At 63.5% G+C, this 23,036-nt stretch carries 20 protein-coding genes; 15 read left to right on the top strand and 5 right to left on the bottom strand.

Annotated features, from left to right (window positions below):
* The first annotated feature begins 45 nt into the window (after nt 1-45).
* From HWV67_RS18405 to pdxJ, 9 genes are all read left to right on the top strand, one after another.
* Nucleotides 46-936, top strand: a complete 891-nt coding sequence (locus HWV67_RS18405) for a hypothetical protein (protein WP_175652261.1) — start codon at nt 46-48, stop codon at nt 934-936.
* A gap of 70 nt (nt 937-1,006) precedes the next feature.
* Nucleotides 1,007-2,386, top strand: a complete 1,380-nt coding sequence (locus HWV67_RS18410) for a hypothetical protein (protein ID WP_175652262.1) — start codon at nt 1,007-1,009, stop codon at nt 2,384-2,386.
* Between the two features lie 36 nt (nt 2,387-2,422).
* Nucleotides 2,423-3,730: a hypothetical protein gene (locus HWV67_RS18415; protein ID WP_175652263.1), complete on the top strand. Its 1,308-nt coding sequence runs from the start codon at nt 2,423-2,425 to the stop codon at nt 3,728-3,730.
* Between the two features lie 144 nt (nt 3,731-3,874).
* Nucleotides 3,875-5,674, top strand: a complete 1,800-nt coding sequence (gene lepA, locus HWV67_RS18420) for a translation elongation factor 4 (protein ID WP_095154840.1) — start codon at nt 3,875-3,877, stop codon at nt 5,672-5,674.
* Nucleotides 5,675-5,679: 5 nt separating this feature from the next.
* Nucleotides 5,680-6,534, top strand: a complete 855-nt coding sequence (lepB, locus tag HWV67_RS18425; protein WP_095154841.1) for a signal peptidase I — start codon at nt 5,680-5,682, stop codon at nt 6,532-6,534.
* A 241-nt stretch (nt 6,535-6,775) separates the two neighbouring features.
* Nucleotides 6,776-7,465, top strand: a complete 690-nt coding sequence (gene rnc / locus HWV67_RS18430; protein WP_095154842.1) for a ribonuclease III — start codon at nt 6,776-6,778, stop codon at nt 7,463-7,465.
* Nucleotides 7,458-8,360, top strand: a complete 903-nt coding sequence (gene era / locus HWV67_RS18435) for a GTPase Era (RefSeq protein WP_095154843.1) — start codon at nt 7,458-7,460, stop codon at nt 8,358-8,360. The genes rnc and era overlap by 8 nt, the downstream gene beginning before the upstream one ends.
* 54 nt (nt 8,361-8,414) lie before the next feature.
* Entirely contained in the window at nt 8,415-9,098 is a 684-nt protein-coding gene (gene recO, locus HWV67_RS18440; RefSeq protein WP_175652264.1) for a DNA repair protein RecO, read from the top strand.
* 44 nt (nt 9,099-9,142) lie between these two features.
* Nucleotides 9,143-9,886: a pyridoxine 5'-phosphate synthase gene (gene pdxJ / locus HWV67_RS18445; protein ID WP_175652265.1), complete on the top strand. Its 744-nt coding sequence runs from the start codon at nt 9,143-9,145 to the stop codon at nt 9,884-9,886.
* 130 nt (nt 9,887-10,016) lie between these two features.
* Here the strand turns inward: pdxJ and HWV67_RS18450 are convergent, their stop codons facing one another.
* Both HWV67_RS18450 and HWV67_RS18455 read right to left on the bottom strand, forming a co-directional pair.
* Entirely contained in the window at nt 10,017-11,396 is a 1,380-nt protein-coding gene (locus HWV67_RS18450) for a heavy metal sensor histidine kinase (RefSeq protein ID WP_175652266.1), read from the bottom strand.
* Complete coding sequence (locus tag HWV67_RS18455) at nt 11,393-12,067, bottom strand: heavy metal response regulator transcription factor (protein WP_095154847.1); 675 nt, start codon at nt 12,065-12,067, stop codon at nt 11,393-11,395. The genes HWV67_RS18450 and HWV67_RS18455 overlap by 4 nt, the downstream gene beginning before the upstream one ends.
* 223 nt (nt 12,068-12,290) lie before the next feature.
* On the opposite strand from HWV67_RS18455, the gene HWV67_RS18460 reads away from it, so the two are divergent.
* The 4 genes from HWV67_RS18460 (at nt 12,291) to HWV67_RS18475 (ending at nt 18,393) form a co-directional block, all read left to right on the top strand.
* On the top strand, nt 12,291-13,559 hold the full coding sequence (locus HWV67_RS18460) for a TolC family protein (protein WP_175652267.1): 1,269 nt from the start codon (nt 12,291-12,293) through the stop codon (nt 13,557-13,559).
* A gap of 70 nt (nt 13,560-13,629) precedes the next feature.
* Nucleotides 13,630-14,892, top strand: a complete 1,263-nt coding sequence (locus HWV67_RS18465; protein WP_175652268.1) for an efflux RND transporter periplasmic adaptor subunit — start codon at nt 13,630-13,632, stop codon at nt 14,890-14,892.
* A 19-nt stretch (nt 14,893-14,911) separates the two neighbouring features.
* A complete protein-coding gene (locus HWV67_RS18470; RefSeq protein ID WP_175652269.1) occupies nt 14,912-18,076 on the top strand; it encodes a CusA/CzcA family heavy metal efflux RND transporter in 3,165 nt (1,054 codons plus the stop codon).
* A gap of 107 nt (nt 18,077-18,183) precedes the next feature.
* Entirely contained in the window at nt 18,184-18,393 is a 210-nt protein-coding gene (locus tag HWV67_RS18475; protein WP_175652270.1) for a hypothetical protein, read from the top strand.
* A 94-nt stretch (nt 18,394-18,487) separates the two neighbouring features.
* Here the strand turns inward: HWV67_RS18475 and cmoB are convergent, their stop codons facing one another.
* Both cmoB and cmoA read right to left on the bottom strand, forming a co-directional pair.
* Nucleotides 18,488-19,444 carry a tRNA 5-methoxyuridine(34)/uridine 5-oxyacetic acid(34) synthase CmoB gene (gene cmoB, locus HWV67_RS18480; RefSeq protein WP_175652271.1) on the bottom strand — a complete coding sequence of 319 codons (957 nt, stop codon included), beginning with the start codon at nt 19,442-19,444 and terminating at the stop codon, nt 18,488-18,490.
* Nucleotides 19,441-20,184 (bottom strand): carboxy-S-adenosyl-L-methionine synthase CmoA, encoded by a 744-nt coding sequence (gene cmoA, locus HWV67_RS18485; RefSeq protein WP_175652272.1) that lies wholly within the window; start codon nt 20,182-20,184, stop codon nt 19,441-19,443. The genes cmoB and cmoA overlap by 4 nt, the downstream gene beginning before the upstream one ends.
* 234 nt (nt 20,185-20,418) lie before the next feature.
* Between cmoA and HWV67_RS18490 the strand changes: the two genes are divergently transcribed.
* On the top strand, nt 20,419-21,630 hold the full coding sequence (locus tag HWV67_RS18490) for an alpha-xenorhabdolysin family binary toxin subunit A (RefSeq protein WP_175652273.1): 1,212 nt from the start codon (nt 20,419-20,421) through the stop codon (nt 21,628-21,630).
* The gene (locus tag HWV67_RS18495) at nt 21,627-22,640 is read left to right on the top strand and encodes an alpha-xenorhabdolysin family binary toxin subunit B (protein WP_175652274.1); all 1,014 of its coding nucleotides are present in this window, start codon (nt 21,627-21,629) and stop codon (nt 22,638-22,640) included. Before HWV67_RS18490 ends, HWV67_RS18495 begins: the two co-directional genes overlap by 4 nt.
* Here the strand turns inward: HWV67_RS18495 and HWV67_RS18500 are convergent.
* A complete protein-coding gene (locus HWV67_RS18500; RefSeq protein ID WP_175652275.1) occupies nt 22,637-23,035 on the bottom strand; it encodes a protease inhibitor I42 family protein in 399 nt (132 codons plus the stop codon). The genes HWV67_RS18495 and HWV67_RS18500 overlap by 4 nt on opposite strands.
* Nucleotide 23,036 lies beyond the last annotated feature (1 nt).

Raw genomic sequence — 23,036 nt, forward strand, 5'->3', positions numbered from 1 at the left:
TGATGCCTGTGGAGGCATCAGGGGGCGTAGAGAGGATTCTTGACCATGAACTCGATCGAACAGGATTTGCCGGCGCCCCGTGTCGATGGCGTCGTTGATGGCATGCTGGATCCGGCCAGCGTTCCGGAGTCCGGAGCGATGGCGCGTATCACCAATGTCCCCGTAAGTTGGGACGATGAGACCCTCACGCTGTCTTTGCAGGAGGTGCAGGGGCAAATCCTTTACCAGACCACCTGGCCGATAGGACCGCACGGGCGGGATATCAACCTGCCTATCCCGAAAGACGCGCTGGTCGCTAACCGTGACAAGGACGTGCAGGTGTATTACAGCGTGACGGGTGTCGGGGCTTCGCACCCGCTGGAATTCAAACTGGGGCAGGGGTTTGGTGGGGCCTTCGAGTTTGACCTTGCGCCGCACAATTACCAGGTGCTCTACATCAACTCCGAAGCGCGGCCACCCAAGGAGATACCGCCATTTGCCCGGATGCAGCGGGTCATGCCGGGCGCCACCCGCTATAGCAGCAGCGACGAGAAGATCGCCACGGTCGACGCCTTCGGGATCGTTATTGCGCGGTGCAATGGACAAACCACTATCACTGCATCTGGCAGTGCGAACGGTCCGGATAGCTATGTGCTGACGGTTACCGGCATCGGTGAATTCCATGTGCTTAGCAGTGCTGTCACTTGGGAAGGCGCCCAACAACTGTGTACACAGACCGGTCTGGTCCAGCCGTCGCTGGCTGATTTCTCCCGTTTTATGCAGTTCTATCCGCTCAATGCGGGGCTTGAGCATGGCCTGCCGGACTATCCGGCGTGGGGGATGTTTATCGGCGCTGGTACTGCCTACACCCTTGACTTGAATACGGGGGACGTCAGCTCGGCGGGTACGGGTGAATTCAACTACTTACAGGCGGTGGGTGTTTCGCAGAGTAGTTGAAGCGCGGAAAACCTCAGTGAATCGATAAAGACCTTCGCGCTTCGGCAGCGAGGTTCGAGGATGGAATGACATGTCCAGATTTCTGCTGCATTTATGCGGTGCGCTGGCGCTTTGCCTGTCGATTGGTCTTGGCCCGCTGCACGCCCAGACCCTCAGTGGACCGCAGTTGGCAGCCCAGTTGAATCAGGCCTATGCCAGTACCCCCGTTCAGTGTGTGGGAGGGTATCCGGCTTATTTTTGCAGTGGCGTGATGGCCAAGCAGGTCCTGCCCAGCGATCCCCAGCCCTTCTGGACCCACGGCCCCGATGCCGTGGCCCGGGGATCTGAGCGTTTCGATTATCTGCGGCGTGACATTGCCAACACCGGTCTGGTGCAGGACAACGGCTACTTGTTTGCCGATCGTTATACCGCCATCGGCCAGAACAAGGATTACCAACTGGTCGGCGACGACGGCATGAACCGTCCGCCGGAGCTGCTCGTGCGCAATTGGGCCGAGACCGCACCGGCGCAACTGCCGATCCAAGCGCTGTACCATCGCCGCACGACGGAGGGATTGAGGGCGGCCCTGCGGGACCAGCACGCCTACTTCACCGCGACGGGCATCTGGTTGCCGGTCTTGCGGATGGCAACCGCTGCCGATCAAGGACAGTCATTCGGCTTTGACGCAAGCGAGCAGTTATACAGCGGTTATCAGGTGGCCGACCGCCTCAACCGGCGTTATGCCGATACCGCGAGCACCTGCTACGACGGGCGCTCGGCAATCCATTGCAATGGGGTGTTCATTCGCGGCACTGGTTATGGGGCGGGCTTTCATGCCTGGAACCCCAGCCCGAATTCGGTGGCGCGCGATGGCGTGTCGTTTGCCTGGGTGCGCGCGGATAACGGTGTCCAGGTGGTCGTCAGCCCCGGGCTGATCTTCCACGAACTGGGCAAGCCTTCGGCGCATTCAGTCCGATTCCGCTGTGCCTATCCCGCCAATGCGGGGACTTCAGGGATCGCTGATAGTTGCCGGGCTTCCTGCACGTCGCAAAACATCAGCACGGTAGCGAGCTGGCAAGCGGCCTATGGCCCCAGCCCTGGCGCCAGTTGCACCTTTGGCGATACGCCTGCGGAAATCCAGCTCAACACCGATGTGCGCAAGGGACAGACCTGGGCGTCGGGGCACACCGAGCTGATCATCGGCGCCTGGCCGCAAGACATTCCTGCCGAATTGCCGATCGAGGCCTTCTTTTACCTTGAGTCCAGCTCCCTCCTGGCGGCGGGGCGTCATGCCCGGGAAGGTTACAGCGACGGGTTCACCTATATCGGGCCGGCCGGCCTGACGGGGGCGCAATACATCCAGAACGATTATTTTCAGGTCACTGGCAGGTTCAAACCAATCGTGCGGGTCGATCTCACGGCGCCCCTGGGTTCGCGGTTTCTTTATTACCCGCAAGACCAGGGCTTTTGAGGGGGCTGTTTCAAACACAACGAAACGGAGGTGGCTATGACGCTCCTGGTTCGCCTGTTGTGTGTGCTGAGCTTGCTGGTTGTAACTCTGCCGGCAGCGGCACTGAACGGCCCGGAAATCGCGACCCTGCTCAATCAGGCGTATCAGGCGACGCCCGAGCGCTGCGTGGGCAACTTCCCGGTGTATTACTGCAGCGGCGTGATGGTCAAGCAGGTTCGGCCAGAGGATGCCAAGCCGTTCTGGACTCACAGCCCCGAGGCAGTCGCCCGGGGCGCCGAGCAATTCGATTACCTGCGCCGCGATGTGCCTGGTACGCCACTGGCGCAACCGAGCGGCTATCTGTTCAGTGACCGTTTCACTGCCATCGGTCAGGACAAGGATTACCAACTGCTGGGCGACGACGGCATGAGCCGGCCGCCGCAATTGCTGGTGCGCAACTGGGACGGGGTTGGGCCACAGCGCCTGCCGTTGATCGGCGTGTTCCATGTCCCCGGGCAACCGCAAGGTCTGGAGGCGGCGCTGCGGGACCAGCGGGCGTACTTCGAGGCCACGGGCGACTGGCTGCCGGTGTTGCGGCTACAGGTCAACGACAGCCAGGGCCAGTTGTTCGGTTTCGATGCGCGCGAGCAGTTGTACAGCGGCTATCAGGTGGCCGATCGACTCAACCGGCGCTACGACGATACGGCCCCTGCCTGCGCTGACGGGGCAGGGTCTTATGACTGCAACGGGGTGTTGATCCGCGGAACGGTGCCTGGCCCACCGCATTCCTGGAACCCCAAGCCCGATGCGATCAGAGATAACGGTGTGTCGTTCTCTTATCTGCGGGCTGATGTCGGGGCGCAGATAATCTTCTATGGGCAAGGGTTCATCTTTCGCGAGTTGAGCATTCCAGCCAGCCACCCCGTCACATTGCGTTGCGCCTACCCCGGCGATGCGGGGACCTCTGGTGCTGATCGGTGTCGGCCCGATTGCAGTTTGAAGGGCATCAAGACGTTGGCTGACTACCGTGCTCACTATGGCACCAACTACGGGAGGGATTGCAGCCTGGGCCCTGATGCGCAGGCGTTTCAGCTCAACACAGACGTGCGTATCGGCCAGAGCTGGGCAGCAGGGATGTGGAACGAAATCATCATTGCCCCCTGGCCCCTGGATATTCCCCTGCAAATTCCGCTGGAAGCGTTTTTCTACAATTGGGCGCAGAGCGCTGCGGGCTTGGTCGGCGCCCAGTACATCCAGAGGGATTATTACCAGGTGACCGGCAAGTTCATGCCTGTGGTCAAGATCGACCTCACGGCTGCGCCGGGGGCCGTTTTCACCTTCGAACCGCGTGAGCAGGGCTTCTGAGCCATCGCTTCGCACACCGCCGCCCATACCGTTAGACGACGGATGGGCGGCGAACGGAATCTCCCATAAGCCTTCGGCATCAGGTACAATTCCCGGCTATTTTTCGGCGGGCGTCCGGCCTGCAGCCTTTTTGAGTGTTGATCCGTGAGTGATTTGAGTCATATCCGCAATTTCTCCATCATCGCCCACATTGACCATGGCAAGTCGACGCTGGCCGACCGCTTCATCCAGATGTGCGGTGGCCTCAGTGCCCGCGAGATGGAAGCGCAGGTTCTCGACTCCATGGACCTCGAGCGCGAGCGCGGGATCACCATCAAGGCCCACAGCGTCACCCTGCATTACAAAGCCAATGACGGCGTTACCTACCAGCTGAACTTCATTGACACCCCCGGCCACGTTGACTTCACCTATGAAGTCAGCCGTTCGCTGGCGGCCTGTGAAGGTGCGCTGCTGGTGGTCGACGCGGGTCAAGGCGTGGAGGCCCAGTCGGTCGCCAACTGCTATACCGCCATCGAGCAAGGCCTGGAAGTCATGCCGGTCCTGAACAAGATGGACCTGCCCCAGGCTGACCCGGACCGCGTCAAGGACGAAATCGAGAAGATCATCGGCATCGATGCCACCGACGCCGTTGCCTGCTCGGCCAAGAGCGGCATGGGCGTCGATGAAGTGCTGGAGCGTCTGGTACAGACCATTCCGGCACCGACCGGCGATATCGAAGCCCCGCTTCAGGCGCTGATCATCGACTCCTGGTTCGACAACTACCTGGGCGTCGTCTCCCTGGTGCGCGTGCGTCATGGCCGCGTGAAGAAGGGCGACAAGATCCTGGTCAAGTCCACCGGCAAGATCCACCTGGTGGACAGCGTCGGTGTCTTCACCCCGAAACACACTGCCACCGCCGACCTCAAGGCAGGTGAAGTGGGCTTCATCATTGCCAGCATCAAGGACATTCACGGCGCGCCAGTGGGCGACACCCTGACCTTGAGCTCGACCCCTGATGTCGATGTGCTGCCAGGTTTCAAACGTATTCAGCCGCAGGTTTATGCCGGCCTGTTCCCGGTCAGTTCCGACGATTTCGAAGATTTTCGTGATGCGTTGCAGAAACTGACCCTGAACGACTCCTCGCTGCAGTACCTGCCGGAAAGCTCCGATGCCCTGGGCTTCGGCTTCCGTTGCGGCTTCCTCGGCATGCTGCACATGGAGATCATCCAGGAGCGCCTGGAGCGCGAATACAACCTGGACCTGATCACCACCGCGCCGAGCGTAATCTTCGAGGTCAAGCTCAAGACCGGCGAAACCATTCACGTCGACAACCCGTCCAAGCTGCCGGACGTGTCGTCGGTCGAGGATTTCCGCGAGCCGATCGTCGCCGCGACCATCCTCGTACCCCAGGAGCACCTGGGCAACGTCATCACCCTGTGCATCGAGAAGCGTGGCGTTCAACGCGACATGCAGTTCCTCGGTTCGCAGGTACAGGTACGCTACGACCTGCCGATGAACGAAGTGGTACTGGACTTCTTCGACCGCCTGAAGTCCACCAGCCGCGGCTATGCCTCGCTGGACTACCATTTCGATCGCTACCAGTCGGCCAACCTGGTCAAGCTCGACGTGCTGATCAACGGCGACAAGGTCGACGCCCTGGCACTGATCGTGCACCGTGACAACGCGCACTATAAAGGTCGCGCGTTGACCGAGAAGATGAAGGAGCTGATCCCTCGGCAGATGTTCGACGTGGCAATCCAGGCCGCCATTGGCGGGCAGATTGTGGCGCGGACCACGGTCAAGGCACTCAGAAAGAACGTACTGGCCAAATGTTACGGTGGCGACGTGAGCCGTAAGCGCAAGCTGCTCGAGAAACAAAAGGCCGGTAAGAAACGCATGAAACAGGTCGGCAACGTGGAAATCCCACAGGAAGCCTTCCTCGCCGTGCTCAGGTTGGATAGTTAGGTCCTATGTCACTAAATTTCCCGCTGTTGCTCGTCATTGCTGTCGCTGTGTGTGGGCTGCTGGCCCTGATCGATCTGCTGTTCCTGGCACCTCGCCGGCGTGCGGCGATCGCCAACTATCAGGGCAGCGTCACCCAGCCCGAGATGGCGGTGGTCGAGCAGTTGAACAAGGAGCCGTTGCTGGTCGAGTACGGCAAATCGTTCTTCCCGGTGCTGTTCATCGTGCTGGTGCTGCGCTCGTTCCTGGTTGAACCGTTCCAGATCCCGTCGGGCTCGATGAAGCCGACCCTGGAAGTGGGCGATTTCATCCTGGTGAACAAGTTCTCCTATGGCATCCGCCTGCCGGTGATCGACAAGAAAGTCATCGAGGTGGGTGATCCACAGCGTGGCGATGTAATGGTGTTCCGCTACCCGAGCGACCCGAACGTCAACTACATCAAGCGTGTGGTGGGTCTGCCGGGCGACCAGGTGCGCTACACCAGCGACAAGCGCCTGTACGTCAACGGCGAGCTTATCGCCGAGCAACTGGTCGGCGCCGAGCCGGGCACCCTGGGCAGCGCCGAGCTGTACAAGGAAAAACTCGGTGAGGCCGAGCACCTGATCCGCAAGGAGATGAGTCGCTACCGCATGCCGCCGGACCAGCAGTGGGTGGTGCCCGCCGGGCACTATTTCATGATGGGCGACAACCGCGACAACTCCAACGACAGCCGTTACTGGGATGATCCTTCGATTCCCAAGGAACTGCTGGGCATGGTCCCGGACCAGAACATCGTCGGCAAGGCCTTTGCCGTCTGGATGAGCTGGCCAGAACCGAAACTGAGCCACTTCCCGAGTCTGTCGCGGGTAGGGCTGATCAAGTAGCACCTTCACGGCGCTGTCCTTCGGGACGGCGCCGAGTGCTTTTCTGGCATAGGCTGTATCGAGGGACTGCGCAAGTGGTTCCCAGCCATCCAGGCCAGCAGGCATGAATCCACACCGTCTTTCAGGATCTGCATTTGAACAACGCTTTATTTTCGACGGCCGCCGGCCGGATTGAACCGTGCGGCACCGGCGCCCAGGCGTCGCCGCTGACCATCGACCACGAACTTCGCGTGGGTACACCGTGAGCGTTTCCTTGAGCCGCCTCGAGCATCAGCTCGGCTACACCTTCAAGAACCAGGAGCTGATGCTGCTGGCCCTGACACACCGCAGCTTCGCCGGTCGCAACAACGAGCGGCTGGAGTTCCTGGGTGATGCCATCCTCAACTTCGTCGCCGGCGAAGCCTTGTTCGAACGCTTCCCTCAGGCCCGCGAAGGCCAGTTGTCGCGTCTGCGTGCCCGCCTGGTGAAGGGCGAGACCCTGGCCGTGCTGGCCCGTGGCTTCGACCTTGGCGAGTACCTGCGCCTGGGCTCGGGTGAGCTGAAAAGCGGCGGTTTCCGCCGCGAGTCGATTCTGGCCGATGCCCTCGAGGCGCTGATCGGTGCGATCTACCTCGATTCCGACATGCAGATCGCCCGTGAGCGCGTCCTGGCATGGCTGGCCGGCGAGTTCGAGAGCCTGACCCTGGTCGACACCAACAAAGACCCGAAAACCCGTTTGCAGGAGTTCCTGCAGTCGCGGGCCTGCGACCTGCCGCGCTATGAAGTGGTGGATATCCAGGGCGAGCCGCATTGCCGGACGTTCTTCGTCGAGTGCGAAGTGACCCTGTTGACCGAAAAAAGCCGGGGGCAAGGTGTCAGCCGGCGTATCGCCGAGCAGGTTGCAGCCGCAGCGGCACTGATCGCCCTGGGCGTGGAGAATGGCAATGACTGATACAAACACTACCCGTTGCGGCTATGTCGCCATCGTCGGCCGTCCCAACGTAGGCAAGTCGACGCTGCTCAACCATATCCTCGGGCAAAAGCTGGCGATCACCTCGCGCAAGCCGCAGACCACCCGTCACAACATGCTCGGGATCAAGACCGAGGGTGATATCCAGGCGATCTACGTCGATACCCCCGGCATGCACAAGAGCAACGAAAAGGCGCTCAACCGCTACATGAACAAGACCGCTTCGGCGGCGTTGAAAGACGTCGACGTGGTGATCTTCGTGGTCGACCGTACCCGCTGGACCGACGAAGACCAACTGGTTCTGGAGCGTGTGCAGTACGTGCAGGGCCCGGTGATCCTGGCGATCAACAAGACCGACCGGATCGAGGAAAAGGCCGACCTGATCCCGCACCTGCAATGGCTGCAGGAACAACTGCCGAATGCCGAAATCGTGCCGATTTCCGCCCAGCAGGGACACAACCTCGAGTCGCTTGAAGGCCTGATCGCCAAGCACCTGCCGGAAAACGATCATTTCTTCCCGGAAGATCAGATCACTGACCGCAGCAGCCGCTTCCTGGCCGCCGAACTGGTCCGCGAAAAGATCATGCGCCAGCTCGGTGCCGAGCTGCCGTACCAGATCACCGTCGAGATCGAAGAGTTCAAGCAGCAGGGTGCTGTGCTGCACATCCATGCCCTGATCCTGGTCGAGCGTGATGGCCAGAAGAAAATCATCATTGGCGACAAGGGCGAGCGCATCAAGCGCATCGGCACCGAGGCGCGCAAGGATATGGAAGTGCTGTTCGACGCCAAGGTGATGCTCAACCTCTGGGTCAAGGTCAAAGGCGGCTGGTCCGACGATGAGCGCGCGCTGCGCTCGCTGGGCTACGGCGACCTGTAATCCCCCAAGGCCCGATACCGTCCGGTATCGGGCCGACTTTTCCCGAAGCCGATCATGGAACAACCAGAGGCCCGACCGGCCTACGTTCTGCACAACCGCGCCTACCGGGAAACCAGTGCGCTGGTGGACTTCCTCACTCCCGAAGGGCGCGTGCGCGCGGTGCTGCGTCGTGCCCGCGGCAAGGGCGGCAGCCTGGCGCGGCCGTTCCTTCCGCTGGAGGTCGAGCTGCGCGGGCGTGGCGAGCTGAAGAACGTCGGACGGCTGGACAGCGTCGGCGTGGCCGCCTGGCTGCATGGCGATGCGCTGTTCAGCGGGCTCTACCTCAATGAACTGCTGATCCGCCTGCTGCCGGCGGAAGACCCTCATCCCGCCTTGTTCGAGCACTACGCCGCGACACTGCAGGCCCTCGGCGCGGGGCGTCCGCTGGAACCGCTGCTGCGCTCGTTCGAATGGCGGCTGCTGGATGAATTGGGCTACGCCTTCGCCCTGGACCACGACATCAACGGCGATCCACTCGCGCCGGATGGCTGGTACCGCCTGCAAGTGGATGCCGGACTGGAGCGGGTGTACCTGCTGCAACCCGGTCTGTTCACCGGCGCTGACCTCGCCGCCATGGCCGAAGCCGACTGGGAGGCGCCGGGCGCTCTCGCCGCGGCGAAACGCCTGATGCGCCAGGCGCTGGCGGTTCATCTGGGCGGTCGTCCGCTGGTCAGCCGCGAACTGTTTCGCAAGCGCTAAGCTCGTCGTATGCTGTCGGGCTCAATTTCCAGGAGAGTTTCTTCGTGACCCACAGCAACCGCATCCTTCTCGGCGTCAACATCGACCACGTGGCGACCCTGCGCCAGGCCCGTGGCACCCGATACCCCGACCCGGTCAAGGCCGCGCTGGATGCCGAAGAGGCCGGTGCCGACGGGATCACCGTGCACCTGCGCGAAGACCGCCGGCACATTCAGGAGCGCGACGTGCTGCTGCTCAAGGACGTGCTGCAGACGCGCATGAACTTCGAAATGGGCGTTACCGAAGAAATGATGGTGTTCGCCGAACACATCCGTCCGGCGCACATCTGCCTGGTCCCGGAAACCCGTCAGGAGCTGACCACCGAAGGCGGCCTCGACGTGGCAGGCCAAGAAGCGCGGATCAAGGCGGCGGTGGAGCGCTTGTCGCGGATCGGCTCGGAAGTCTCGCTGTTCATCGACGCCGATGAGCGCCAGATCGAAGCCTCGCGTCGTGTCGGCGCGCCGGCGATCGAGCTGCACACCGGCCGTTATGCCGATGCCCACACCCCTGCTGAAGAAGCCGATGAGCTGAAGCGCATTGCCGATGGCGTGGCGTTTGGTTTGAGCCAGGGCCTGATCGTCAATGCCGGGCATGGTCTGCATTACCACAACGTCGAGGCGGTCGCGGCGATCAAAGGGATCAATGAGCTGAACATTGGTCATGCGCTGGTGGCGCATGCGTTGTTCGTCGGGTTCAAGGGGGCTGTGGCTGAGATGAAGGCTTTGATTCTGGCGGCTAGCCGGGGTTGATCGCATTGGGGTCGCTTGGCGACCCTTCGCGAGCAAGCTCGCTCCCACTGAGCCAGGGTGTTGCTTGGGGGGAGCGAGCTTGGCGAACCGACTAACCGTCGGGAAGGGCTGCAAAGCAGCCTCAAACCATTCACCCCGGAAAAACCAGACTGAACCGCGTCGGCCCCTCCACCTTGCTGCTCACCTCGACCCGCCCACCATGCACCTGCATGATCGACTTGACGATCGCCAGCCCCAGCCCCGTCCCGCCATCCTGCCGCGAACGCCCGCAGCCCACTCGATAGAACCGCTCGAACAGATGGGGCAAATGCTCCGCCGCGATCCCCGGCCCGCCGTTCTGCACCCAGCAGTGCATTCCGTCATTTTTTGCTTCGATGCCGATTTCGACCACTTGCCCCGCCGGGCTATGGCGAATGGCATTGCTAAGTAAATTCGACAGCGCCCGTTGCAGCATCAGGCGGTCGGCCTGCACCGTGCCCCAGCCGCGTACCTTCAGCTCGATATCCTTGCTTTCGGCACTCAGGTCGAACAGTTCGGCGACCCGCCGTGCTTCGTCACCCAGCGCCACCGTTGTCAGTTGCACGTGCGTCAGCGGTTGATCGACCTGAGCGAGAAACAGCATGTCGGTGATGATCCGGCTTAGCCGGGTCAGTTCCTCGATGCTGTCTTCCAGCGCTACCCGGTAGTCCTCGGTCGGGCGTTCGCGGCTCAGGGTCACCTGGGCCTTGCCCATCAGGTTGCTGATGGGCGTGCGCAGTTCGTGGGCCAGGTCATCGGAGAACTGCGCCAGTTGCTGAACGCCGCCGTCCAGCCGGTCGAGCATGATGTTGATGCTGTGCGCCAGTTCCCGCAGCTCTCGGGGCAGCTTTTCTTCCGGCAGACGGTGACTGAGGTCCTGCGCTGAGACTTGCGCGGCGATATGGCCGAAGCGGCGCAATGGCGCCAGGCCGCCTTGCACCAGTTTCCAGGCGCACACGCCGATCAGCAGCAGCAGCAGTGGCAACGCCAACACGGTGGAACGCAGGTAGGCCTGGAGCAGGTCGAGGTCGTCGCTGCGGTTGACCGTCAGTAGCACTTGCACCGCCGTGCCGTCCTGCAGGCGCATGGCGCGGGCGGCGGAGAGCAGCGGATTGTCCTGGCTATCACGCCACTGGGTGAAGGACAGCGCGGGCCCGACGACGATGCTGTCTGGCGGGGCCTCCAGCGGCGGGCCGAGGCTGAGCAGTTCCGGGTGGCGGCCATGGCGTGCGGCCACGCTCAGGCTCAGGTTGTCATGGCCCATCACCACATCCAGCAGGGGATGGGCGCGGGCGCGCAGGTCAGCGACCTTGAGGTCGACATTCAGGCTGTGTTCGATCTGGCCCATCTTGCGCGCCAACTGCGCACGCGCGCGGTTGTCCGGTTCGTGCTCCAGCGCCACCACGGCCAGCGCCGCCAGCAGCAGCACCAGCGCCGCGCCCATGACAATCACGCTAAGGCCAAGGCGCAGCGAGAGCCGCGTGGTTCTCATTCGCGGGCTTCCAGCACGTAGCCGACGCCGCGCAGGGTGTGAATCAGTTTGTCTTCGAACGGGTCGTCGATCTTCGCCCGCAGGCGCCGGATCGAGACTTCGACGACATTGGTGTCGCAATCGAAATTCATGTCCCAGACCAGCGAAATGATCTGCGTGCGCGACAGCACGTCGCCGCTCTGGCGCATCAGCAGGTGCAGCAGGGAGAACTCCTTCGCGGTCAGGTCGATGCGCTGGCCGCCACGCCAGGCGCGGTGGCGACCGGGGTCGAGTTCCAGATCGGCGACTTTCAGCGTGGTGGGTTGCAGCGATTGCTCGCTGCGCCGCAGCAGAGTGCGGACGCGGGCCAGCAACTCGGGAAACTCGAAGGGCTTGAGCAGGTAGTCGTCGGCGCCCAGGTCCAGGCCCTTGACCCGGTCGGACAGCCGGCCGTGGGCGGTGAGCATCATGATCCGCGTGGCGGAATGGGCGCGCAGGCGCTGCAACACGCTCCAGCCATCCAGCTCCGGCAAATTGACGTCGAGAATGATCAGGTCATAGGCCTGCTGCCGGGCCAGGTGCAGGCCATCCGGGCCGGTGCGGGCGCAGTCGACCACGTAGCCGTTTTCGGAGAGACCCTGTTGCAGGTAGTCGGCGGTGCGGACTTCGTCCTCGATGATGAGCAGGCGCATGAGGTTCTCGGCATGGCGGAAAAGGGAGCGATTCTCGACCCTGAAGTCACTTTAGGGTCAAGCGGCGATCGGCATGGTAAGCCAGGCGGTAGGGGGGCAAGGCTCAAATAACAGATTTGTAATAATTCAGTCACCTTGACGATAAAGCCCCCTCCCTAGAGTGGCTCGCTCCGAAAAGTCAGCCGCCCTGCCGGCCTGCGACAGGGCGCAGGGGAGTACAGCCATGCGTTGCACAATCACCACCGGGCAAGCCAGCCGCGGTCCGCGAAAAGGGCGGGGCTGGTCGCTGCCATTGAGTCTGGCGCTGTGGGTGCTGGCCCCGGTCAGCCTGGCCTCGACCTTGACGCTGGATGACGCCTTGCGCAGCGCCCGGGAACTCAGCCCGGAGCTGGCCGCTGCGCGCTGGGGCACCGACATCGCTGCGGGCGAGCGCATCCAGGCCGGTGTGCTGCCCAACCCGGAGTTGAGCTGGGAAGTCGAAGACACCCGCCGCCGCAGCCAGACCACGACCGTCACCCTCAGCCAGCCGATCGAGCTGGGCGGCAAGCGCGGCGCGCGGATCGCCTTGTCCGAGCGCGATCAGGCGGTGGCGGCGCTGGAACTGGAGCGCCGGCAAAACGCCCTGCATGCCGACGTCACCGCGGCCTTTCACGACGCCGCCCGCGCCCAGGAACGACTGGAACTGGCCGGGCAATCGTTGCGCCTGACCGAGCGCGGGTTGCAGGTGGTGCAGGGCCGTGTTCGGGCCGGCACTGCATCGCCCATCGAGGCGACCCGGGCGCAGGTGCAGGTGTCGCAGGTACGCCTGGAGCAGCAGCGGGCGGAGCAGGCCGTCACGGTTGCCCATCAGCAGTTGGCCGCCGCCATCGGTATCGCCCAGGCCGGTTTTGACCGGGTCGAACCGCTGACGAAAGGCTTGTCGCCGGTGCCCGCGTCCGAACCATTGCTTGATCGACTCGCACAGACCGCTGACGTGCGCCTCGCCAGCCTGCAGATCGACCAGAGCGAAGCGGCCCTGGGCGTGGCCCGTAGCCAGCGGATTCCGGACCTGACCCTGAGCATCGGCAGCCAGTACGACCGCGCCGAGCGCGAGCGGGTCAATGTGCTCGGGGTCTCGGTGCCGCTGCCGTTATTCGACCGCAACCAGGGCAATGTGCTGGCCGCCGCGCGCCGTGCCGACCAGTCGCGCGACCTGCGCAATGGCACGGAATTGCGGGTGCGCAGTGAAGTGGTCCAGGCCCTTGCCCAGTGGCGAAGCGCCGGTCACGAAGTGCGCTCGTTCGAAACGTCGATCCTGCCGGCCGCGCAACAGGCGGTGGACGTCGCCACCCGCGGTTTCGAGCGCGGCAAGTTTGGCTTCCTCGATGTGCTCGACGCCCAGCGCACGCTGGTCGAGGCACGCACCCAATACCTCGCGGCGCAGGCGTCGGGCACCGACGCCCAGGCCCGCATCCAGCGGATCTTCGGTGACCTGACCGGCACCCCGCTCTGATTCCCCCACGTTTCGAATCTGACTGCGCGCGGCCGGCTTCGGCCCGTCGCGCCTTTGCCGAGGAATTTGCATGAACAGGAAAACCATCACGCTGCTGTCCGTGACGCTGGTGCTCGGGCTCGGCCTGGGCACCGTGCTCGGGCAACGGATCGCCGCTCCGCATGCGGAGCAACCGGCCCGCGCCGCAGGGCACGATGAACATGGCGAAGAAGGCCATGGCGACGAGAAGCATGAAGAAAAAGGCCACGGCGACGAGGCTGAAGCCGGCCATGGGCATGGCGAAGAAGGCGCTGAAGGCGAGGACGAGGAAGGCCATGTGCGGCTGAGCGACGAGCAGATTGCCGTGGCCGGAATCGAACTGGCCACGGTGGAGGTGCGGACCCTGAGCCGCAGCCTGCACCTGCCGGGCGAGGTCCGTTTCGACGAAGACCGCACGGCCCATCTGGTGCCGCGCGCGGCTGGCGTTGTCGAGTCGGTGGCGGTCAGCCTCGGTCAGCAGGTCAAGGCCGGCGAACTGTTGGCGGTGATCGCCAGCCCGCAAGTCTCCGAGCAGCGCAGTGAACTGGCGGCCAGCCAGCGTCGGCTGGAGATGGCGCGCAGCACTCTGGCGCGGGAAAAGGACCTGTGGGAGGAGGGTATTTCCGCCGAGCAGGATTACCTGCAAGCCCGACAGACCTTGCAGGAGGCCGAGATCGCCGCGGCCAATGCCCGGCAGAAAATCAGCGCCCTCAGCGGCAGCGTGGTGCTGGCCGGCGGCAATCGCTACGAATTGCGCGCGCCGTTCGCCGGACAGGTGGTGGAAAAGCATCTGGTGCCCGGCGAAGTGGTCAGTGAAAACAGCGCCGCCTTCACCCTGTCGGACCTGTCGAAAGTCTGGGCGACCTTCGGCGTGGCCCCGCGTGACCTGGCCTCGGTGCGGGTCGGCATGCCGGTCACGGTAGTGGCGAGCGACCTCGGCGAGCAGGTCAGCGGCACCATCAGCCATGTCGGCAGCTTGCTGGGCGAGCAGACGCGCACCGCCACGGTCCGGGTGACCCTGGACAACCCGCGGGGTGCCTGGCGTCCGGGGTTGTTCGTGGCGGTGCAGGGGCCGACCGAGCGCCTGGCTGATGCCCTCGCCGTGCCCGAGCAAGCGGTGCAGACCGTCGAGGATAAAACCGTGGTGTTCGTCCGCAACGCCGAAGGCTTCGCTGCCCAGCCGGTGCAGCCGGGCGTGGCCGCCGAGGGCTTCGTCCAGGTGAGCGGCCTGCAGGCCGGCCAGCAAGTGGCCGCGCAGGGCAGCTTCATTCTCAAGTCGGAACTGGGCAAGGCCAGCGCCGAGCACTCTCACTGAGCCGCCACGGGTAATCGTCATGTTCGAACGCATCATTCAATTCGCCATCGAGCAGCGCCTGATCGTGCTGCTCGGTGTGCTGCTGATGGCCGGGCTGGGATTGGCCAGCTACCAGAAACTGCCCATCGACGCGGTACCGGACATCACCAACGTCCAGGTGCAGATCAACACCGCGGCAGACGGTTTCTCGCCGCTGGAAACCGAGCAGCGCATCACCTTCGCCATCGAAACCGCCATGGCCGGCCTGCCCGGCCTGGAGCAGACCCGCTCGCTGTCGCGCTCGGGGTTGTCCCAGGTGACGGTGATCTTCGAGGACGGCACCGACCTGTTCTTCGCCCGGCAACTGGTCAATGAGCGCCTGCAACTGGCCCGCGAGCAATTGCCCGAGGGCGTCGAGACGGCCATGGGGCCGATTTCCACTGGCCTGGGGGAGATTTTCCTGTGGACGGTGGAAGCCGAAGAGGGCGCACGCAAGGCGGATGGCAGTCTCTACACCCCTACCGACCTGCGCGAGATCCAGGACTGGATCATCAAGCCGCAACTGCGCAACGTGCGTGGCGTGGCCGAGATCAACAGCATCGGCGGCTTCGCCAAGGAGTTCCAGATTGCGCCCGACCTCAAGCGCCTGGCTGCCTACAAGCTGACGCTCAATGACCTGCTCACCGCGCTGGAGCGCAACAACGCCAACGTCGGCGCCGGCTACATCGAGCGCCAGGGCGAGCAACTGTTGATTCGCGCGCCGGGGCAACTGTCGGGAATCGACGACATCGCCAACATCGTCCTGGCCAACGTCGACGGCACACCGATCCGCGTGCGGTCGGTGGCCGAGGTCGGTATCGGTCGCGAACTGCGCAGCGGCGCGGCCACCGAAAATGGCCGTGAAGTGGTGCTCGGTACGGTGTTTATGCTGATCGGCGAGAACAGCCGCAGCGTGTCGCAAGCGGTGGCGCAGAAGCTTGAGCAGATCAACAAGACGCTGCCGGCCGGGGTCAAGGCCGTGACGGTGTACGACCGCACCGACCTGGTGGACAAAGCCATCGCCACGGTGAAGAAGAACCTGGTGGAAGGCGCGATCCTGGTGATCGCGGTGTTGTTCCTGTTCCTCGGCAATATCCGCGCAGCGCTGATCACCGCCATGGTGATTCCGCTGTCGATGCTGTTCACCTTCACCGGGATGTTCAGCAACAAGGTCAGCGCCAACCTGATGAGCCTGGGCGCGCTGGACTTCGGCATCATTGTCGACGGCGCGGTGGTGATCGTCGAGAACGCCATCCGTCGCCTGGCCCACGCCCAGCAGCACCATGGTCGCCTGCTGACCCGTGCCGAGCGCCTGCGGGAGGTCTTCGCCGCGTCCCGCGAAGCGCGCCGGCCGCTGATCTACGGGCAACTGATCATCATGGTGGTGTACCTGCCGATCTTTGCCCTGAGCGGTGTCGAGGGCAAGATGTTCCACCCCATGGCCTTTACCGTGGTCATCGCCTTGCTTGGCGCCATGCTGCTGTCGGTGACCTTCGTGCCGGCGGCCCTGGCGCTGTTTGTCACCGGCAAGGTCAAGGAAGAAGAAAACGCCCTGATGCGCGGCGCCAAGCGTGGCTACGCGCCGCTGTTGCGCTGGGTGATGGACCATCGCCCGCTGGCGTTCAGCCTGGCCGCGGTGATGGTGTTGTTGTCCGGCGTGCTGGCCGGGCGCATGGGCAGTGAATTCGTGCCGAGCCTGAGCGAAGGCGACTTCGCCTTGCAGGCGCTGCGCGTACCCGGCACCAGCTTGAGCCAGTCGGTGCAGATGCAGCAGCAACTCGAGCGCAGCGTGCTGGAACAGGTGCCGGAAGTGCAGCGAGTGTTCGCCCGCACCGGCACTGCCGAGATCGCCGCCGACCCGATGCCGCCGAACATTTCCGACAGCTACGTGATGCTCAAGCCGAAGGCGCAGTGGCCGGATCCCGGCAAGTCCCGCGAGCAGTTGATCGCCGATATCCAGCGCGCTGCGGCACGCGTTCCCGGCAGCAATTACGAGCTGTCGCAGCCGATCCAGTTGCGCTTCAACGAGTTGATTTCCGGGGTGCGCAGCGATGTCGCGGTGAAGCTGTTCGGCGATGACATGGCCGTGCTCAACCGCACCGCCACGCAGATCGCCAGCACCCTGCAAGGCGTGCCGGGCGCATCCGAGGTGAAGGTGGAGCAGACCAGCGGCCTGCCGGTGCTGACCATCGATGTCGATCGCGATAAGGCGGCCCGCTACGGGCTGAACGTTGGCGATGTGCAGGACAGCATCGCGGTGGCGGTGGGCGGGCGAAAGGCCGGGATCCTCTATAAAGGCGACCGCCGCTTCGATCTGGTAGTGCGCCTGCCGGACGAGCTGCGTACCGATATCCAGGGTACTTCGCGGATGTTGATTCCGGTGCCGGCCAGCGGCGGCAGTGCACAGATCGGCTTCATCAGCCTGGCCGACGTGGCGCGGGTGGAACTGGTGCAGGGCCCCAACCAGATCAGCCGCGAGGACGGCAAGCGCCTGGTGGTGGTCAGCGCCAACGTGCGCGGCCGGGATATCGGCTCGTTCGTCGCCGATGCGCAGGAGCGGATCGATGCTCAGGTGCAGATTCCTGCGGGCTATTGGGCCAACTGGGGCGGTCAGTTCGAGCAGTTGCAGTCAGCGGCACAGCGCCTGCAGGTGGTGGTGCCGGTGGCGCTGCTGCTGGTCTTCGCCCTGTTGTTCATGATGTTCAACAACCTCAAGGACGGCCTGCTGGTGTTCACCGGCATTCCCTTCGCCCTGACGGGTGGGGTGGTGGCGCTGTGGTTGCGGGACATTCCGCTGTCGATTTCCGCAGGCGTCGGTTTTATCGCCCTGTCGGGTGTGGCGGTGCTCAACGGGCTGGTGATGATCGCCTTCATCCGCAGCCTACGCGAGCAGGGCATGCCGTTGCGCCAGGCGATCGATGAAGGTGCGCTGACTCGCCTGAGGCCGGTGTTGATGACGGCGCTGGTGGCATCGCTGGGCTTTATCCCGATGGCCCTGGCTACCGGCACCGGCGCCGAGGTGCAGCGGCCATTGGCGACGGTGGTGATCGGCGGGATTCTCTCGTCCACGGCGCTGACCCTGCTGGTGCTGCCGGCGCTGTATTACCGCGCCCATCGCAAGGATGAAGCGCTGGAAGACGCGGAACGGGAGGAGGCCAGAACCTGATCGATGACGCCCGCTGGCGAGCCTTGCAGCACTGTAATGTGCGGCTCACCTTGCCGTTAGGCGGGCGTCCTTATGATCGCTGTGAATTCATTCACGAGGTCAGATCCATGAACTTCAGCAAATACGCACTGATCGCCGCGCTCACCTTGGGCAGCACCAGCGTCATGGCCGAAGGCGGCGCCGAGCGGGCCCGGTTGTTCGTCCAGCAATTCAAGGAAAGCCAGCAGCAGCTTTGGGGTGACAAAGGCGACAAGGCGCCAAAGACCGAGCAGGTTGCCCAGAGCGATCAGCGCACGCCGAAAGGCAATAGCAAGTAACAGCCATTCACCGCTCCACAACTCCTTTGCGAGGTGAATGTTTTGGGCGCCCCTTGGGGCGCCCTTTTTTGTGGCTGATCCTGAAGAACAACCCTTACTTGCGTGCCACCAACACCGCCCGACGTGGCGCCGGCAGGCCTTCGATGGTCAGGCTATGGTCGTTCGGGTCGAGGAAGTCGCTCAGCGACTGGTAACGCATCCAGTCAGTGCTGCGCTGTTCTTCCACGCTGGTGACGCTGACATCCACGCAGCGCACATCCTGGAATCCGGCCCGGCGCAACCAGCGCTCCAGCGCGGGTACCGATGGCAAATACCAGACGTTGCGCATTTGCGCGTAGCGGTCTTCCGGTACCAGCACCTGGTTTTCGTCGCCTTCGATCACCAGGGTTTCCAGCACCAGTTCGCCGCCTTTGACCAGGCAGTCCTTGAGCGCCAGCAGGTGCTCGATGGGCGAACGGCGATGGTAGAACACGCCCATGGAGAACACCGTGTCGAAGCCTTCCAGTGCTGCGGGCAGGTCTTCGAGGGCGAAGGGCAGGTGCCAGGCCGGCAGCTCCGGCAGGTAGCGCTGCACCGCCTGGAACTGGCAGAAGAACAGCCAGTTGGGATCGACACCGATCACGCTGTCGGCGCCGGCGCCGAGCATGCGCCACTGGTAGTAGCCATTGCCGCAGCCGACATCCAGCACGCGCTTGCCGCGCAGGTCGAGGTGCGGCGACACCCGCGACCATTTCCAGCCCGAACGCCATTCGGTATCGACATGCACGCCGAACAGGTCGAACGGCCCCTTGCGCCACGGCGACAGGCCCATCAGGGCACTGCGTGCCTGTTCGCGGGCGGCGTCGTCGCAGTCGAAGTCCAGGCGCAGGCCGTTGACAAGGTCGACGTCGCTCGGAGTCAGGGCCGGCAGGGCATCCAGCGCTCTTTGCCAGCGCTCCAGGTCGCCATGGCCTTTTTCCAGTTTGCTGTCGAGTTGCGCTTGCAGGCCCTGGGACCATTGCGCCAGGGGCGTGCCCGCCATGCGGCGGACGAGAGGAGAAAGATCGATCATGGCAGGGCAATCAGAGAGGCGAAGGTCAGGCACTGGAACCACGGCACCACCTTGGAGAAGCCCGCGGCCAACAGGCGTTCGCGGTGTTCTTCAAGGCTGTCGGGTTTCATCACGTTTTCGATGGCGCTGCGTTTCTGGGCGAGTTCCAGTTCGCTGTAGCCATTGGCGCGCTTGAAGGCGACGTGCAGGTCGGTGAGCAGTGCGTGCTCCTCCGGCTCTTCGAAGCGCAGTTTTTCCGAGAGGATCAGCGCACCGCCCGGCACCAGGGCCTGGCGGATCTTGCCGAGCAGGGCCAGGCGCGCGGCCGGTTCGACGAACTGCAGGGTGAAGTTCATCGCCACCACCGACGCCGGTTGCAGCTCAAGGGCGGTGATGTCGGCTTCGATCACCTGTACCGGCAGCAACTCCTGGTACATGGCGTCCTGGGCCTTGAGGTACTCGGTGCAGCGTTCGACCATGGCTGGCGAGTTGTCCACCGCCAGTACCCGGCAGCCTTCGCTGCGCACATGCCGGCGCAACGCCTGGGTGACGGCGCCGAGGGAGCTGCCGAGGTCATAGAGCAGGGTGTCCGGTCGGGCGAACTGCGCGGCGAGCACGCCGATGTTCTCGACGATGGTCGGGTAGCCGGGCACCGAGCGCTTGATCATGTCGGGGAAGACCCGCACGACATCTTCGTTGAAGGTGAAGTCGGGCACCTGCTCCAGCGCGGCGGCGAATAGACGGTCGGGTTCTTGGCTCACGGTATGTACACGGGATGGTCGAAACGGGGCGACATTCTAGCCAAGTGGGGAAGCGATGCCTATGAGTTACCGGACCAGCGCCCGTCTTCGGCCGCATCTAAAGGATGTTTCCGCCAGCCAGCCCGGAACGCGGCGGCTCCAATAGTGCGGGCAGGTACTTAGGGTGGTCCTCCTGTCATGCCGTTCATGACAGCAATCAGGTCCGGGAAGGACGCTTTGATGAGGACACACCCGATGATCACCCATGAACAGAATGAATCGCTGCAGGCGCTGGATAGCCAGCAGCGGGCCGAGTTCGTTCCGAAACAGTATTTCGATGTCATTGCCAGGCGTACTGAAAACAACAGGATGCAGCCGGCGTTGATTTTCACCGCCGACAACCTGAGGTCGATCAAGCGGTATGTGGAGTACGTCTACCGCCTGCCGAAAAGTGCCGAGGAAATCAGCGAAGGCCATAACTTCGCGCTTCTGGGGCTCGATGCCAACCTGGTGGTCAGGCATTACGCCAGCCTGCGCCGGCATGCCGAGGCGTGGGACATCATCGAGCGTGAGTCCAAGCGCCTGAGCACCCAGCTTGAACAGTTCGCCAAAGAGTTCCTCGCCCAGGGCGACCACCTGCTCAGCGCGCTGAAAAGCACGAGCGCCTATGGCCTGCTCAGCGAACGCCTGGGTGAGGTGATGGATGACGTCACGCTCCAGCACCTGCCGTACCGTGCGCTGGACAGCAAGGATCAGGCGCAGATCGTCAATGTCGAGGTTTACCTCTCGTTTATCCGGGAGGACATCGACGAGGCCAAGCAGGACATCGCGTCGGTCAAGGAGCGGGCGATCTGGTTCACCGACGCGGTAGTGAAGCAGTTGCGCCCGGAAATTGATTGGTTGATGCAGCGGCTGAAGAATGTTGATGCGGAGAAGAAGATCAGTGAGCTGCGCGCGCAAATCGAGCCCATGGATGGCCTGATCGCACAGAAGAGTGCCGAGTATCAGGCGCTGGTGGGGTATGCGTTTTCCGGGCTGGCATTTGGCTTGATCGGGGTGGCGATTACCGGCGGCATTTATGGCGCGCAGGCCGAGCAGGTTCGTGCGGAAAAAAATGAGCTGATAGGCCAGCGGGATGCGCTGGCGCAGAAGATCGCGGCCATCAGCCCGATGATCGGCAGCTTCGAGAAGACCTCACTGCAGATCGCCGACCTGAAATTCCGCCTGACCGAGGTGCAGACGGCGGCGAAGAACCTGGAGGACATCTGGAGCATGTTGGGCGTGTACGTCGAGGAGTCGGAGGAGGAAATGCGCCGGATCGATACCGACATCAAGCTGGCGACGTTCATCCACCGCTTCGAGCGGGTGGTACGGCCATGGGAAAGCATTCGCGGTCTTTCCGCACAACTGTCGCGGATCTTCAACGAAACGCTGGATCAGATCAGCCGCCAAGGAGCCAACCGATGAACACCTCCATCACCCCCGTGGATGACTTTCCCTATCCCGCTGTGGCGAAAATGGTCTCCCTGCGAGAACGCATCCTGGACGTTATCAACAACGACACCCAGGGGCTTTTGCCGATGTTCGTTGAAAGCGCGCAGGGCCTTGCCAGTGCGGTACTGAAAACAGACCGGATGCTCAACGATCAGGTGCTGAGTACGCTGATCCTGCTGCGCAACCACACCTGGGACGATCTCTGCACATCCCTGGAAGAAGCCCGCCGCCTGCCGGCGCAGAGCAACGAACAGCGTGACATCGTCCAGCGCAATCGTGAGCGCGAGCTGGAGCAGGATGCGCAACGCGATGTTGAGCGCCTGCAGAGCAAGGGGCTGGAGATCGAGGAGCAGTTGCGCGCACTTGAAGCGCTCAGGTTGCCGGCCGCCGGAGAGCGTGCCGCCAGCCTCACCGAACAGCGCGATAACCTGCAGAAGGCCATGGCCAGTCAGCGCGGGCGCATGGACAGCCTTGAGTCGCGAATTGCCGACATCACCGTGGTGATCGACGCGTTCGATGTGCCGAGCCTGTCCAAGGTGTTCAAGGGCCTGATTCCAACGGAGCTGGAGATCGAGCAAGTCACCAAGGCGCTTGCCGGCAAGGGGGTGAGTCCCGACCTGTTGCTGAGTGCGTCGAAGACCTTCGTGAACAATCTGTCGGGTGTCATGGAGGGGCGAAAACTGCTCGACCTGACCCGCGTGCGTAACCGCCTGTTGAACGAGCGCGATGCCATCCGCCGGGAACTGCTCGACTGGGAAGCGAAACAGGCGGTACTGGAGCGCGAACTGAGGCAGTTGCCCAACGTGATGCTGTTGGGCGATCTACGAAACCAGTGGCTGGAGCAAGGACGGATCCTGCTGCGCAGTTGGGCCACGCAGGTCGCCGTGATGCAGCAGCAGACCAGCCTGGAAGCGCTGGCGCGCAGGTTGGCGGCGATGACGCGCTACCTGCTGGGAGTGCGTCGCCTCTACGAAGCGGTCTAGCGTACTGAAACCTGGCAGTCGAAGGTGCGCTCGGGTTTGACCTCGGGCGCCCACGGCTGCTGGTAAACCAGCAACAGATGGCCGCTGCCGGCGGTACGGGCACGGAAGCGCCAGGTGGACTGGCCGGCGCTGCCGACCATGCCGTCGGTGTCGCCACTGCTGTAGACCTCGGGGCCGAGGGCGGTGAGTACGCTGTTGGCGGGATTCTGCAGCAGCCAGCGGTAGCCGGTGCTGGGGTTGCTCGGGAGTGTGAGGGTCAGGGCCTGACCGACGCTCAGGCGGATCGGGCACTCGCCTTGGCTTTCGACGATAAGGGTTTCGGGCTGCACGGCATCGCGCGAGCAGGCGGCCAGCAGGCTCACGCCCAACAGCAGGGCGGTACGGCGGATAGTCATG

This window comes from Pseudomonas sp. Marseille-P9899 (assembly GCF_903166565.1).
Classification (GTDB): domain Bacteria; phylum Pseudomonadota; class Gammaproteobacteria; order Pseudomonadales; family Pseudomonadaceae; genus Aquipseudomonas; species Aquipseudomonas huaxiensis.

Coding starts and splice junctions, on each gene's coding strand:
- HWV67_RS18405 (WP_175652261.1), top strand. CDS start 46: ATGAACTCGATCGAACAGGATTTGCCGGCGCCCCGTGTCGATGGCGTC.
- HWV67_RS18410 (WP_175652262.1), top strand. CDS start 1,007: ATGTCCAGATTTCTGCTGCATTTATGCGGTGCGCTGGCGCTTTGCCTG.
- HWV67_RS18415 (WP_175652263.1), top strand. CDS start 2,423: ATGACGCTCCTGGTTCGCCTGTTGTGTGTGCTGAGCTTGCTGGTTGTA.
- lepB (WP_095154841.1), top strand. CDS start 5,680: ATGTCACTAAATTTCCCGCTGTTGCTCGTCATTGCTGTCGCTGTGTGT.
- era (WP_095154843.1), top strand. CDS start 7,458: ATGACTGATACAAACACTACCCGTTGCGGCTATGTCGCCATCGTCGGC.
- recO (WP_175652264.1), top strand. CDS start 8,415: ATGGAACAACCAGAGGCCCGACCGGCCTACGTTCTGCACAACCGCGCC.
- HWV67_RS18450 (WP_175652266.1), bottom strand. CDS start 11,396: ATGAGAACCACGCGGCTCTCGCTGCGCCTTGGCCTTAGCGTGATTGTC.
- HWV67_RS18455 (WP_095154847.1), bottom strand. CDS start 12,067: ATGCGCCTGCTCATCATCGAGGACGAAGTCCGCACCGCCGACTACCTG.
- HWV67_RS18460 (WP_175652267.1), top strand. CDS start 12,291: ATGCGTTGCACAATCACCACCGGGCAAGCCAGCCGCGGTCCGCGAAAA.
- HWV67_RS18465 (WP_175652268.1), top strand. CDS start 13,630: ATGAACAGGAAAACCATCACGCTGCTGTCCGTGACGCTGGTGCTCGGG.
- HWV67_RS18470 (WP_175652269.1), top strand. CDS start 14,912: ATGTTCGAACGCATCATTCAATTCGCCATCGAGCAGCGCCTGATCGTG.
- HWV67_RS18475 (WP_175652270.1), top strand. CDS start 18,184: ATGAACTTCAGCAAATACGCACTGATCGCCGCGCTCACCTTGGGCAGC.
- cmoB (WP_175652271.1), bottom strand. CDS start 19,444: ATGATCGATCTTTCTCCTCTCGTCCGCCGCATGGCGGGCACGCCCCTG.
- HWV67_RS18490 (WP_175652273.1), top strand. CDS start 20,419: ATGATCACCCATGAACAGAATGAATCGCTGCAGGCGCTGGATAGCCAG.
- HWV67_RS18495 (WP_175652274.1), top strand. CDS start 21,627: ATGAACACCTCCATCACCCCCGTGGATGACTTTCCCTATCCCGCTGTG.
- HWV67_RS18500 (WP_175652275.1), bottom strand. CDS start 23,035: ATGACTATCCGCCGTACCGCCCTGCTGTTGGGCGTGAGCCTGCTGGCC.